This is a genomic window from uncultured Fibrobacter sp. (genome assembly GCF_947305105.1).
Taxonomy (GTDB): Bacteria; Fibrobacterota; Fibrobacteria; order Fibrobacterales; family Fibrobacteraceae; genus Fibrobacter.
In genome coordinates this window covers 30,457-44,403 of sequence record NZ_CAMZCS010000010.1, presented here as the reverse complement: position 1 = coordinate 44,403, position 13,947 = coordinate 30,457, and the positions used below count along the sequence as shown (strand labels likewise).

The window sequence follows — 13,947 nt, the reverse complement described above, 5'->3', positions numbered from 1 at the left end:
TAGAAATTGGCGGGTGGAATGGCAAAACAATTTATCGTTTTGGGCTTGCTGGGCTGCGCAAAATGCGCGCCGGAAGAGCTCTCGTTTAGCATTTTTTTCTTACTCCAATGTGAATTCGCCCAGCATCTGTGCGATTTCTTCGCGAGAATTGAACATGATGACATCGAGTATAGAAAGCCCGGGGACGAATGCTCCTCCTAGTTGCTTGTATTCGCGGCAATGGGAATGGATGAATTTGAGTTCTATTCCGTGTTCTGCAAATTCGTCTTTTTTGTATAGCGATTGCCCCCCGATTGCGTTGATGTAGGTGGTGCCTCCTAATCTGTCGCAAAAATCAAAAATGCGCTGTTCACATTTGTACCGGCAATTCCCTTCGATTTGCGATGTGAACATCATCTTTGTCTTTATTCCCAGATATTCACGGATGATTTCAATGGAGTTTACCAAAAATGCGGTGAGGTCTTTTTCTGGGAATGAGAAAATTTTTTCCATTAAGCTGTATCCTCGATTGAAAAACGGAGCCGAGTGATAACAGTAATAGAGGTCTTTCAGTTTCTTTGTTGAATTGATTTCAATCAGTTCCGTTTGATTGATTAGTCTATTAGGGCTGATTTTGCTGATTTCCAATCCGAAATAGGTTGGTTTCCCTTGCCGCAATATCCGGTTGCGTTGTACCCATCCATCTTTGATGAATGCGTAATCGTCCCCAATCAAGAACAAGTCGCATGCTGTCATGAGTTGCCAGTATGCAATATAGGGGATAAAATACGGTTGGTTTCCGGCGATAATCACAACAGGTCTCCGTAAGGGTAGAGTTCATCGCAATTCGTGGCGACAGGGCAGATTTTCCGGTCGTCTACTTTGTTTGTGACTGGGCAACTCGAAGCCCTGAACAATCCTGAGTCGAAGAACTTGTCGTCAACGCAAAGCATCATGCCGCAGGCGTAATCGTCAAATGGGGTTCCTTCCCATATCGTGGGGAATTTCCGTTGCTCCAGGAACGGTTGCATAATCATGTCCTTGGTTGCTCCGGAATCGAACAGTTCTTTCCATTCGGAATCAGTCGTTAATGACCCTGCATAGACTTTTTCGCTTTTCCCAAGGCAATGGTGCTTGAGAATGTAATGGTCCTTATGCAAATAAGCGTCGGCCATTGTGCCTTCGGCTGCTTTTTCGGCGCAAACATAAGTCTGGATGGAATGCTCACGGATAAACTGAGATTCTTCCGCTGTCAAGAAGTTGCCCGTAAAATCGTCTTCGAACCACATTCTCATGAACCGTTTGTCGTGCGATAGGAATATCGTGCGGAAGTCGCTGTACATTCCCGAATCAATCATTGCTTTGATTGTATCCATGGAATAGCTGAGGAGATCTTTTTGGTTTAATGCGCTGATGACAAAGTTGCCGTTCCACTTGTCGATATTCTCTTCTACTTGGTCTGCTTCGTAAATGGTGACGGTCTTGCCAAAGTATTCATAGAACGGTTTGTACAGCTTGATTTCCGAAGTCTTGTCTGAACTTTTCAAGACGTAGATTTTTTGTTTATCCCCGACAATTTTGAGCATGTATTGCATCATTTCTTCGAATCGGGAATCTCGATGGGTGCCTGGATGGCGGGCGATGAATTCATCGGCGGCGCTCTCCGCATAGTACGACATGAATATTCCATGCGCAAAAAAGCGGGAGGTGATTTCGCATAACTTTAATTCACCTGCAGGTGTAATCAAGTAATCGGGGCGGTAAGTGCCCGCTTTAAATGGAAACTGGCTTTGGTAAGCCAATATTTCCATTTCTTTGGGCGAAAGGGGCATGTATTTGTCTACGAATTGGGTATAGTGATTTGCCATGTATTCAATGCATTTGTACAAAATGCAATGCAATTGGCGTAGTTCCTGCGTCCGTTCGGGCGAAATGATGATGGGGCGTTCGTGATACCAATGATGGTAGTATTCGTTCCCTTCGCCGAAGAGTTCCTGACAAACTTGCCAATAGGTCTTGTTCATGAGCGTCTCTTATTTGGCGAAAAGTTTAGACTGGTAACCAAGGCATTGGAAACCATTGGCGTTGACGATAGGAATGAGGGTAGTCGGGATGTGCAATTGTTTGCGAACCCAGAAGCAGATGCTTGTGGTCATGCCCAGCTTTTGGGTGTAATCCATCATCTTTTGGATGCTCTTGATGCACAGGTCTCTTTCTGGTGCCGTACGCCCACGTTGCTTTTTGTGGTCGGCGTTGTCGGGCTTGATATAGATTTCGTAAAGCTCGCGTTCCAGGTTCTTGTCGAAATGCCCGAGCCACTGACCCAGCATGGCGAGGTTTTCCATGCAGGCGGTGAGAAATTCCGGCTTGTAATTGACAATCCCTGCGTTATGGAGCTTGTCAAAAAAATCCTTGATGTGCTCGTCGGTAAGGTACGGCATTATGATGGGTTGAATGAGTGCCGAATTTGCCTGGATGCCGCGTTCTTGGCATAACTTGACAGACTGCAGGCGTTCTTCGATGGGGGCTGCGTAAGGTTCCAACAAGTTACGGAACTCCGTGGGCATGATTGATACGCTCGTGTTGAACTGCATTTTGCCCTTGAGCTTTTCGAAAAGGTCGAGGATGGTTTCGCCTTCGTATTTGTAAAGCAGATGCTTGGGTCCAGATTTTGAGGCGATGAACAATCTTGCGTTTGAATCGGGATACTTTTCAAAATGAGCGATGAATTCTTTCAAGATGCGGTGGGCGATGCCGGTTTGCACGGTCGGTTCTTGGAATGCTTCGGTCTTGGGGGAGAAGTAGTAGTAATGGTTCCAGTTCTTGCCGCGACTGATTTCGACGATTTTAGATTCTATTTCTTTTTTGCGTTCGGGTGCTTCTTCGATGGCTGTTGCCAAGTCTTGCAATAAAAGATTTTTCTTGTGGATGTCTTCTTCTGTTATGGGGCGCGTCGGGGTCCCGTTCATCTCTTCTAGGAGTTTACGCACGTACAGGTGGTAGTTCTCGTAGGCGACCAGATGCTGTTCGTGGACGCCGTCCGTGACCAGGCAGTACTGGCAACCGACGTTGCAGCCGCGGATGGGGTTAATCTCGAAAGTCAGTGTGGGGCAGCGGCCCGTGTAGTTGTGAATTTCTGTTTCCACCTTGTCAGGATCGATGTATGCCATCGTGAGCTTTGATACCGGGATGACTGTCCTGCTCTTGATGCGCTCCATGAAAATTTTGGAACCCCTGATGAGCCCTTGTAGCGTTTCTTTGGATGGAACGGCTTTTACCCCGAGATTGCGTAAGTATTCGGTATTGACAATGTGTGGCTCAAATCCATCTAGATTATAGACATTGGTTCCGTGTGAATAAAAATTATTTAGCTCAAATGTCCCCTGCATATAATACCATCTGATTTTTTTTAAACGACTATCGTTGACGAATGTCTGTTAATAATAATATAAAAAACAATTCGCCGAGGACCGCAGGGAAAAGGGGGTTAAGGAGAAAAATTTATAGAGCCGCCATGGTGAGACTTGACTACGTGATATTGAGGAATTATATTATATACAAGTTTGTTGCATATGTCGCGTTTATAGAACATTTATATACGGATGCTTTTAAAGGTTTTTTAAGATTGGCTTTTTACCTGTGCAGGTAGGAATGATCAAAAGGCTGAAAAAATTCTGGAGCGAACAGGACTCCCTAGAAAAAACGCTTTTCTGGGTCATTATGGTTTTGTGCATTGTTGTCGGGTTTTTGTCAACCGTCCTTTCGGCATATGAACGTGTGGGTCTCGCTTCGGTTGTTGTCGGGACAAGCTGTTGTATATTGTTTATTGTATTGAGTGCCTTTGCGTACAAAACTCGCCTTTATGCCCCATGCCATCTGGTAATGTGTGGGGTCCTGTGCATGTTCTTGCAACCGATGTTGTTCTTTTCTTGCGGCGGTTTTTCGAGTGCGATGCCCCTGTATTTCGTTGCGGGCATATTGCTCCTTTCTTTGGGACCATCCGGTTTGGCGAAGAATATTTTGTTTGTACTTTCGTTGATTGTTTTCTTGCTAACCTTTTTTGTCGCCAATGCCTACCCGCAGACGGTTACGCAAATTTCTCCTGATATGGAAGTCATCGACATGGCAGTTTCTCTTGTGGTTTTGGGGTCAGGGGTGTTTGCCTTGGGGAGCTATTTGCTTGGGGCTTACGAAAAGGAACTCGTAGAAAACAAGAACCTTGTGGGAAAGCTGGATTTTTTGGCGAAGCATGATTCGCTTACGGGGCTTTGCAATCGTCGTTACTTGTTGGATTATCTTGGCAACATTGTGTGGCTGGAACGGAACGGGTATTATATCGCGATGTACCGCGTCAACAACATAGAACAAATCCGGGAAACGCACGGGCCGTTCTTCTGCGATAGCGTGATTTGCGATGTGGGCCGTCTCATTGGCCAAATGGGTTTGGTGGGTGGCGGCGAATGCGTTGCTTATTTTGGTAATCACGATTTTGTGCATGTGATGCAAGCGGATTCGGAAATCGAAGTGTTGTCGCGTGCTGAGAAATTCCGCGACGAGGTGACGCACCTTTCTTGGGCGGAACACCCGGAGGTGGGCGTAACTGTGAGCGGAATTGTGACGGCTTGCAGTGGCCATGGTTATTCGAACACGACGCAGCTTTTGCAGGCCGTGTATGGGCAACTTTCCCATTTCAACGCAATCGACAAGAATACGATCAGGAAAATCTAGAGAATGAGGCTGTAGCTTGTGCTCCGGCCGCCCTTTTTACTAGGGGCGACGAGTTTTTGTGCGATGAGTTTCTGGATATCGCGTAATGCGCTGTCGTGACTTGTTCCGGTAAATTTGGCGACATCTGTGACTTTGAACGGTTGCGGAATTTTTCCGGCAATGACTGCATCTACGATTTTCTGGGCGCGGGGCTGTATGCCCTCGGCGCCTTTCTTGCCCTTGAACCGGACGGCTTCGGCGTGAGGCTTTATTGCGGAGCGCCCTTCGCGTATTGCATTGCGCAAGGTCTTGAGGAACCACAGAATCCATTCCGTGAGGTCGCCGTTGCCGGATTGCGTTGCGGAGAGAATTTTAAAGTAATTGTCGATATCGTTCAGGATTTGTTCGTTGAGCGAATACCGCAGATGTCCCGAGGATTCGGCACGGGCGAGGAGCAGGTTTGTGATGGCTCTTGCGATTTTTCCGTTCGCCTCGTCGAAGGGGCGGATGGTGAGAAACCAGAATTGTGCAATGGCCGCCTTGAGGACGGAATCCAGTTGCGTCGTGTTGAGCCATTTTATGAAGTTTCCCATTTCGTGCGGGAGGCGTTCCGGGCCGGGCCCTGCGAACACGACCGAGTTATCGGTGCGCGAAAGAACTTGTCCCGGACCGCTGCGGTACTGGCGTTGTGGCTTGCCGGCCAGTGTTGCGTGCCACCCTAGGATTCGGGCTTCGTCAATGTCGTCGCGGAAATTCCGGATGGCGCCTATGAGGCTCCTGAAGGCGGCGTTGTCTGCCTTCTCTTTCTTGCTGACTTGCTCCTTTACAATTTCGCTGTCCAGCTGTTGCCCGTCGATGGCGTATGTCGCGATGATGTCGCGTACGATGGTCTCGGCTTCGAGCGTGTCGTCGTCGAGCATTTCCGATATACCCAAAAGTCGGCCCTCTTCGAGGCGGACTTGGCCGAGCTCGTTGATGATGGCCTTGGAATCGAACCGGAAACGGGTCCAGTCAGGGAACTGGTGAATGTACAGCATGTTATCAATATAACATTTTCTACGCAAAAAGTGCGTTGCAGAACATTTCTTTGTCGGGGGGTGCATTTTTTTTCATAAATTTGGATTATGCAGAAAGTCGATACATGGTACAAGGCGGAGGGCTACTGCCCTGCCGAAGAATTTGAACTGGCGAGCTACTTGCTGTTTGAAGCGGGTGTGGCGACGCTCGAGGAATTGGACCCCAAGGCGGAAGGCCGTACGGACTTTTGCTTTTATACGGGCGACAAGGCGGAACGCGACCGCATCGTGGCCGAGTTCCCGCAGTACCATTTTACGCTGAGCGATGAGCCTGCGAAGGATTGGGACAAGTGGTGGCGCGACCGCGCACAGCCTGTGTCTGTTTCTCCGCATCTCTGGGTGCGCCCGCCTTGGGTGGAATTCACGCCCGATGACCCGCAGGCTGTGGTGCTTGAACTCGAGGCGAAGACGGCTTTTGGTACAGGCGAACACGACACGACAAGCAGTTGTGCGACTCTCATGGAAAATATTGATTTCAACGGCAAAACCGTGCTCGACATCGGTACGGGTACGGGCATCCTCGCAATGTACGCCCGTCGCCTGGGGGCAAAGCTTGCCGTGGGCACGGAAATTGACCCGCTCACCATTCCTTGCATTGCCGAAAATTTTGAACGCAACGGTTTCGACAAGAGCGACTGCATTCTCGGATTCTTGGATGCGTTCAAGGACGGCGCAAAATTTGACGTCATCCTCTGCAACATGATCCGTAGCGAACTCTGGCCCCTGCGCGACGATATTGAGGATTTGCTTGCTAAGGGCGGTGAACTCATCATCTCGGGCCAGCTCCTGACCGAAAAGGACTACATTCTCCGTTGGTTCGAAGAAGCCGGTTTCAAGGTGAAAGTCGAGCGCGAAAGCGGCGAGTGGTGGAGTGTGCTGGCTTGCTCTTAATTTGTGCTTAGATGGGTCTTGCCAAAAGAGCTATCTAGAGTATATATTTAGAACGGTGCTTGGGAGAAGGGGTGATAATGAGTAAAGCCTTTTCTTTTTCCTTTTTCCTTGCGCTGGCTGTATTCGCACAGTTCTCTTTTGCTGCATGGGATGGCTCCGCCAAGATTCCAAAAACTGTGGGCAGCGGAGATTCTATCTATTACGAAATTACGTCTCCTGAGGAACTCGTCGGCTTTTTGGATTCTGTAGTTGTGGCGCAAGATTCGAATGCCTCTATTCGCGCCTACTTGAAAAACGACATCGTGTTCGGTTCGGATACGTCCAAGCTATGCTCCAAGCTCTGGAGCCGCAGTACTGCCCAGGGAGCGTTCTGGGGTGAATTCGACGGACGCGGGTATACCATTTACGGATTGAATGCCGACAAACCTTTTTTCGAAACGGTCGGCCCGGACGCGGGCGAGATTCACGACTTGAATGTTGCGAACAGTTCCTTTGCGAACGATTCCATTAACGGTGTCGCCTCCATTGTCACTAGGCTGAGTGCGGTTATCAAGAACGTGAATGTCTACAACACCGATGTCAAGGGCAATGTGTCCGCCGGTGGCATTGCCGTGTACGTGACTGCGACCGCGAAAAGCCCAGCTCTTATTGTGAACAGCAACGTTGTCGGCGGTTCGGTCGGTGCGGGCACAAGTGCAGGTGGTATAGCCGCATCTGCATCGGGCGGTATTTTGGGTTGTTCCAATTCGGCCAAGGTGTACAGCAGAAACGACGTTACGGGGTTGTTTGGCGAATCCAATTTTGGCGGTGTTGTGGGGCAATCCCGTGTGTTGGATGGCATTGCCATGGCAAATTGTATCAATCGCGGAAAAGTCGAAGTGGATTTGTCGAGCCGCATTGCCTATGTCGGCGGCATTGTCGGTAATCTCGTCGGCAATGCCGAAAATCTCCAGAATTACGGGGACGTATCCTCCAAAGTTATCATTAACTCGTCAACAGTGGGTACAGGATTTTTGGCTTCTTATTTTTCGTCTTATGTCGGTGGCGTTATTGGCCGGCATATTAATGAATCGGATATCACGAAACTCAGGACGCATGTGGATTTGAAGGATTTGTTTAACAGCGGTAAAGTTTCTGCAATGTGTCAAAGCAACGAACAGATGATTCTACTTTATGTTGGCGGTATTCTGGGTGATTGCGCTTGGGCGAGCGTAATTAATGCGTTGAATTTGGGTTCGGTTGAGGCCCGCGGTGATGCAAAGGAATTGATTTTGTTTGTTGGCGGTGTTATGGGCGAAGGGCTGACGGCTTATAAGGATGAAACTTTTACGATGCTCAGGAACCATGGTAACGTCACTGCCGAAGGTTCGTTCGAGACAATGGTGGGGGGACTCGTGGGCCGGATGAGCTATTGGTCTCGCCCAACGATATATAATGGCTTTGCGTTGGAGAAGTCTTTTAACTATGGTAACGTGACTGGTATTACATCGGATTCGGCGACGAGTTCGGATTCCCTGCATGTCGGCGGTCTTGTTGGCAACATCTATTTGGCGCGAATAGCCGATGCCTATAATCACGGGCGGGTCGAGGCGAAAGGCAAGTTGGCTCAGGGTGCAAGCTATGCTGGCGGGATTGCTGGTAAAGCGGATAATCTGCATTGGTATCTTAACAATGTTTATAGCGCTGCACCCGAAGTGAAGGGGGATGCTGTTGGGGGGCTTTTCGGTTATGTACGAAGCATGAAACAAGAGGAATCCGTGTTTTTTGATGAAGCGCTTTCCAATATCGCTCCTTTCGGTGTTGCTTACGACACATCCGCCCTTGTGAACCTCACGAAGACGACTGCGGAACTGCAGAGCGATTCAATAGTAACCTTCTTGAATACTTCGGGTGGGACGGAAACCGATCGCCAAATTTGGACGCGTCACGGTGGATACCCGATATTTGATTTCGACACCCTTAAGTTTGATTCGCTTCCTTGTTGCCAAGACAGTGATATTACTCTATTGAAGCTGAAGCCTGCGGTGCCCTTATTACGGTTGGAAGTGTCTTCACGCCTTATTACCGTTTTTGGCGTGGCAGAAAATCACCCTGTTGCCGTATTCGATATGCGTGGGAATGTCATTGCGTTTATGCGTGCCCACGGGGCGTCTGTGAATTTGGAAGTGCCGCGTGCTGGCCGTTACATTGTGCGTAGCGGTTCGCAGGTGCGGCTTGTGACGGTGCGGTAAAAGATTTTTTGGTTATCGTCCGCGGCGGCGCGAACTGAATTGCACAGGGGAGAAATTTTTGTTTCCGCCCTTGTTTCCGCCGTTATTGCGATTGTTGCTGCGATTCTTGTTGAAGTCGCGGCTGTCGCGGTTGGCATGGAATTCACGCCGTTCGTTACGGTTGTCCTCGCGACGGTCGCGGTTTTCGCGGTTGAAGTCGCGCTGGTTGTTGCCGGATGCTTCGCCGAACTGCGCGGCGCGACGTTCCCTGCGGGCGGAGTTTTCCCAACGGCCCTTCTCGCCGACTTTCTTCGGTACGATGGTGACGGAGCGCTGTTCGCGTTTCTGCTGTTCGCGCTCGCGGTACTCGGCGTTTTCTTCGCGTTCTTTGCTCGGGAAGAATTCCTTGCCTTCGGCCATCGCGCTACGGCTCAGCAATAACCTGCCGATTTTTCCGAGTTTGAGGCGTTCAAGCGTGGCACGGATTTGCGGGCGGTTCTCTGGAATGTACCAGAAGAAGAACTGCCGCTGGCTTTTCTTTTGTTCCGGCGTCTTTGCCACGTAAAGCGGCTTTCCGTCGGGCGTAAGTTCGCTGTAGAACATCTCGGTCGCAATTGTCATCGGCGTGGGCGTAAAGTCCTGCACCTGCTCCAGCTGGAATCCAAGCTGCTTTGTCTCGAGCGCGAGTTCCGCCATGTCGGCTTCGGTACACCCGGGGTGGCTGCTGATAAAGTAAGGTATAATCTGCTGGCGCTTGCCGATGCGCTTGCATTCGTCGTCAAAGAATTCCTTGAACTTGTGGAACAGCGTGAAGCTCGGTTTGCGCATAAGCTTGAGCACTTCGTCGCTTGTGTGTTCCGGTGCGACTTTCAGGCGCCCGCTCACGTGGTAGTCGATAAGTTCGCGGGCGTATTCCTCGTGATCCTTGCGCAGTTCTTCGTCATCCGTCTCCTGCAACAGCATGTCGTAACGCACTCCACTGCCGATGAACAGGTGCTTCACCTTCGGGTGGTTGCGCACTTCGCGGTAGAGTTCCAGAATCTCCTTGTGGTGCGTATCCATGTTGTCGCAAATCTTGGGCGTGAGGCAACTGGCTCGTGCGCACTTCTGGCAACGGCTCTGGTCGCGGCCACGCATGTTGTACATGTTGGCGCTGGGGCCGCCCAAGTCGGTGATGGTGCCGGCAAAGCCGTCCATCTTGGTAATCAAATCCACTTCGCGCAAGATGCTTTCGCGGCTACGGCTCGCGATGAACTTGCCCTGGTGCGCGTTGATGGCGCAGAAACTGCAACCGCCGAAACATCCGCGGTGCGTGTTAATGCTGAACTTGATCATGTCGAACGCAGGCACGTTTCCGCGCTTCTTGTAACGCGGGTGTGGCTCGCGGGCGTAGGGGTATTCAAAACTTTCGTCGAGTTCGCCGTATTCAAGAGGCGGGTACGCGGGGTTGATCACGACCGTCTGTTCTGCAACGTCTTGCAATACGCGGTGCTGGAACCACTTGTTGCATTCGATGTCCACCTTGCGGCAGTTTTCCATCTGTGTGCGTTTGCTTGCTGTGCATTCCTCGTAGCTCGCAAGTCGCAAGTCTTCCCACTGGTTGCTTTTGGGAATGTTCCCCTTGGGCACAAGATAGGCTGTTTGCGGGATGGAATGCAGGCTAGAGAACGGCACTCCCTTCTTTAATAACCTGACCATCTCTTTCAAGGGCTTTTCGCCCATGCCGTAAACGAGGAGGTCTGCCTGCGTATCGAACAGGATGCTCGGCTTTAATTTGTCGCTCCAGTAGTCATAATGCGTCACGCGGCGCAGGCTCGATTCCAGCCCGCCAATCATCAGCGGCACATCGGGGTAGAGCTTCTTTAAAATCTTTGCGTAGGTGTACGTCGCATAATCGGGACGGAACCCGGCCTTGTTCCCGGGAGTGAACGCGTCGTCGCTGCGGAGGCGCTTGGCTGCGGTGTAATGGTTCACCATGCTGTCCATGCCGCTCGAAATCGCGAAGAACAGTCGGGGCTTGCCGAGTTTCTTGAAATCGCGCAGGTCGTCGCGCCAGTTGGGCTGCGGCAGAATCGCGACCCGCAAACCTTCATGTTCGAAAAGCCTGCCCACTACGGCATGCCCGAAACACGGGTGGTCTACGTAGGCATCGGCACTCACGATAATCACGTCCACATAGTCCCAGCCGAGTTCGTCCAGGTCTTCTTTGCAGATGGGTAAAAATCGCGGGTCGTACATAAAGGAGAAGATAGAAATTTTGACGGACTCGTTCGTAGGGTGCCTGAATCGAAAAGCGTACGCTCTCAAGGGACTCTTTTTGTATTGCTCGGGATGAACTCGCATATTTTTTTGTATTTTCCTTTTTAATTGGGGGTTTTATGAAACTGAGATTATTGCCTATTGTGGCTCTAATGTTGCCTTTGATGGCGTTGTCTGCGGAAGTAGGCGATGTGGTCAAGTTCGACGCTCCACCGACGAAGGTGGGCCGAGATGTAATGCAGGCTTTTGCAAATCGCAAGTCCGGCACCAGCTTTAGCGGTCGTCCGGTTCCGGTGAAAGACCTGGGGAATATCCTTTGGGCTGCCAACGGGATTAACCGGCCCGAGTCGGGGATGCGTACGGCTCCGTCTGCATTGAACAAGCAAGATATCGACATCTACATTTTCGACCAGAAGAACGTTTACAAGTACGATCCCAAGCCACATGCGATGAACCTTGTGGTGAAGGGCGACCATCGTTCGCTGTTTACCGAACGCATGAAGACTCCGGTGATTATCTTGCTGGTGAGCGACGTGTCCAAGTTCGACGGTGGCGGCTACGGGACTGAGGATGATTTCCGACGCATGGGCGCTTTCGATGCCGGTATCGTTTCGCAGAATATTTCGATATATTGTTCTGCTCTAGGTATCGCGACGCGAGTCCGTGCCAGCATGGACGGTCCGGGAATCCAGAAACTGCTGGGCCTGAGTGCAAAGCAAATCCCGATGCTGAATCACGCCGTCGGGTATAACAAGTAAATCCTTTATTCCTGAATCGGTGGACAGGTGTTTTGTCCTGCCCGCCTCTATATGAAACAGTGTGTTTCATATAGATTTTAATTTGCTTAATTTTTGAAGAAAAAAGCCTATTTTTGTGCAAAAAATAGCATTATTTGTTTCATGAAATAGATAAATTATGGAAAAAGGCTGACGATGAATCCGATTACTGAATATCAAGATTACCGGCGATATATGCGCGAATTCTACGAGGAACGCAAGAGGGTTTCCGATTTCTCGTGGCGCGAATTCACGAAACTTGCGGGATTTTCGTCGTCCGGCTACTTGAAACTTGTCTGTGACGGAAAGACTCGATTGAGTCGTGTCGGTGCGGCGAGGGTGGCCGGAGCCATGAACCTGTCTGGTTACCAGGCGGACTACTTTTGCATGATGGTTGATTTTTGCGAAGCGCAGGACGATGTGGCGCGACTCCGTATTTTTGAGAAAATGTGCTTTTTGGCGAAAGAGAACAAAGTGCATGTTGTGGGAGCGGAGGCGGTTGAATATTTCGGATCGTGGTTGAACTTGGTGGTGCGCGAACTGGCTCCGATTATGCCGGGGGCGAAGCCTTCTGAAATCGCAAAGAACTGCATACCCGAGGCGACTGCGGGCGAGGTGCGCAATTCCTTGGAACGGATGCTTAGACTTGGGCTTTTGGAAAGGGATTGCTACGGGAATTACAGGCAGACGGATCGTTGGATTTCAAATGGCGGTGTGCCTGTCCCCATGTCGTTACAGGCGATGCAAAAGCAGTTTGCTCTCTTGGCGGCCGATGCGCTGGATACGATTCCGAAGGAGGAACGCAATGTTTCGGGACTTACCTTCGGTGCAGACGAAAAGACTTATTTGCTGCTCATGGACGAAGCCAATAAGTTCCGGCGGCATGTGATGGATATTGTTTCGAAGGTCAAAAAATACGATAGGGTTTATCGGTTGAATTTGCAACTATTTCCGCTGAGTCGGAAGGGGGATGCTGAAAATGAATAAGGAAATATTCAAGAAAAATATTATGCTGGCTGTGATGGGCCTTCTTTTCTTGTCCGGTTGTGTCGGGTTTACCGAGGATTGGATTGGAACGAGCCATGATAGTGCTCCAGGTTTGGACCCGCAGGAAATGATGGATACCCCCTATCAAAAAGCATGCTCGGCGCAGAGTGGTAAGATATTGGCTAATGAAACTGACGATTCTCTTGTCTTTGTTTTTAATAACAATCACGAATGTCCTCATGATGAGATTTTGGGCAAGTGGGATGAAAATTTCTCCTTTGACGATACGGTGAGGGTTGCGTACAACCTTAACGGGGATACTTTGTCGCTGTCGTTCAATGAGGGTGCCGAAACGGGTGAAATCACGATCATGCTTGTCGCTGAGAGTGCGTTGAACGGTTGCCTATTAATAAATGGACAAGTTTGCGACAGCATGAAGACGGGTGCTGGCCGGCTAGATGGCGAATGGAGGTTCTTGCCGTGTGCATATATAAACGGGGAACTGAACTGTGAAAATAGCGGCCGCAACAGGTTTATTGGCTTTGACGTGGAACCATGGCGTGATGATGCGTATTTGGACTACCGAATTGAAAACTATTATTTCGATGCTAATTTGGTGCAGTCGGGGGAAATGCAAGTCGATGTAAATAGCGATTCCATTTTCCTTGCGCTTGAAACCGTTGTGGACCAGAGTGATGAAAATATTCTTTTTGACAATGATGTGAGGGCTGCGTATAGCTTTAGAGGGGATACCTTGTTGCTGTCGTTCAATGTAGGGCTCAGAAATGGGAATAACACGATGATGCTTGTCCCTAATAGCCAGATGAATGGTTGTATAGAAATGACTCCTGAAAGAAAACATATAGTGGATTGCGGATCCGACGTTGGCAAACTCATTCGGGAGTGGAAAATTTTGCCGTGTACTTACGTAAATGGTGAAATCTCTTGCGATAGTGTCAATCATGAAAGATTCCTTGGTCTTAATGTGGATGCGAGGGAAGGACGTCTGATTGTGGGCTATCTAGTCAATGACAAAAAGGAACCTTAGAGAATGATAAAAGT

The 13,947-nt window shown here is 49.7% G+C and carries 11 protein-coding genes; 6 read left to right on the top strand and 5 right to left on the bottom strand.

Annotated elements, in window-relative coordinates; translation table 11 throughout:
- Window positions 1–99: 99 nt before the first annotated feature.
- Genes Q0Y46_RS06755 through Q0Y46_RS06745 form a run of 3 tightly spaced genes read right to left on the bottom strand, consistent with a single transcriptional unit; the run spans window position 100 to window position 3,197 of the window.
- Window positions 100–792: a WbqC family protein gene (locus Q0Y46_RS06755; protein ID WP_295685213.1), complete on the bottom strand. Its 693-nt coding sequence runs from the start codon at window positions 790–792 to the stop codon at window positions 100–102.
- Window positions 789–2,003 carry a hypothetical protein gene (locus tag Q0Y46_RS06750; RefSeq protein WP_297946026.1) on the bottom strand — a complete coding sequence of 405 codons (1,215 nt, stop codon included), beginning with the start codon at window positions 2,001–2,003 and terminating at the stop codon, window positions 789–791. Before Q0Y46_RS06750 ends, Q0Y46_RS06755 begins: the two co-directional genes overlap by 4 nt.
- A gap of 9 nt (window positions 2,004–2,012) precedes the next feature.
- Window positions 2,013–3,197, bottom strand: coding sequence for a hypothetical protein (locus tag Q0Y46_RS06745; protein WP_297946024.1), 1,185 nt, complete (start codon window positions 3,195–3,197; stop codon window positions 2,013–2,015).
- 682 nt (window positions 3,198–3,879) lie between these two features.
- On the opposite strand from Q0Y46_RS06745, the gene Q0Y46_RS06740 reads away from it, so the two are divergent.
- On the top strand, window positions 3,880–4,707 hold the full coding sequence (locus Q0Y46_RS06740) for a diguanylate cyclase (RefSeq protein ID WP_297946022.1): 828 nt from the start codon (window positions 3,880–3,882) through the stop codon (window positions 4,705–4,707).
- Here Q0Y46_RS06740 and Q0Y46_RS06735 read toward each other — a convergent pair.
- Window positions 4,704–5,723 (bottom strand): DUF4172 domain-containing protein, encoded by a 1,020-nt coding sequence (locus Q0Y46_RS06735; RefSeq protein WP_297946020.1) that lies wholly within the window; start codon window positions 5,721–5,723, stop codon window positions 4,704–4,706. The genes Q0Y46_RS06740 and Q0Y46_RS06735 overlap by 4 nt on opposite strands.
- 87 nt (window positions 5,724–5,810) lie before the next feature.
- Here Q0Y46_RS06735 and Q0Y46_RS06730 point away from each other — a divergent pair, with 87 nt between their 5' ends.
- Window positions 5,811–6,653, top strand: coding sequence for a 50S ribosomal protein L11 methyltransferase (locus Q0Y46_RS06730; protein WP_295859872.1), 843 nt, complete (start codon window positions 5,811–5,813; stop codon window positions 6,651–6,653).
- 77 nt (window positions 6,654–6,730) lie between these two features.
- Window positions 6,731–8,884, top strand: coding sequence for a hypothetical protein (locus tag Q0Y46_RS06725; RefSeq protein WP_297946018.1), 2,154 nt, complete (start codon window positions 6,731–6,733; stop codon window positions 8,882–8,884).
- A gap of 12 nt (window positions 8,885–8,896) precedes the next feature.
- On the opposite strand, the gene Q0Y46_RS06720 is transcribed toward Q0Y46_RS06725, so the two are convergent.
- Window positions 8,897–11,101, bottom strand: coding sequence for a YgiQ family radical SAM protein (locus tag Q0Y46_RS06720; protein WP_297946017.1), 2,205 nt, complete (start codon window positions 11,099–11,101; stop codon window positions 8,897–8,899).
- Window positions 11,102–11,241: 140 nt separating this feature from the next.
- Between Q0Y46_RS06720 and Q0Y46_RS06715 the strand changes: the two genes are divergently transcribed.
- The 3 genes from Q0Y46_RS06715 to Q0Y46_RS06705 all read left to right on the top strand — a co-directional run bounded on the left by Q0Y46_RS06715 (window position 11,242) and on the right by Q0Y46_RS06705 (window position 13,933).
- Window positions 11,242–11,880 carry a SagB/ThcOx family dehydrogenase gene (locus Q0Y46_RS06715; RefSeq protein WP_297946015.1) on the top strand — a complete coding sequence of 213 codons (639 nt, stop codon included), beginning with the start codon at window positions 11,242–11,244 and terminating at the stop codon, window positions 11,878–11,880.
- Between the two features lie 174 nt (window positions 11,881–12,054).
- Window positions 12,055–12,885, top strand: coding sequence for a TIGR02147 family protein (locus Q0Y46_RS06710; protein ID WP_295683754.1), 831 nt, complete (start codon window positions 12,055–12,057; stop codon window positions 12,883–12,885).
- On the top strand, window positions 12,878–13,933 hold the full coding sequence (locus Q0Y46_RS06705) for a hypothetical protein (protein WP_297946013.1): 1,056 nt from the start codon (window positions 12,878–12,880) through the stop codon (window positions 13,931–13,933). The genes Q0Y46_RS06710 and Q0Y46_RS06705 overlap by 8 nt, the downstream gene beginning before the upstream one ends.
- Window positions 13,934–13,947 lie beyond the last annotated feature (14 nt).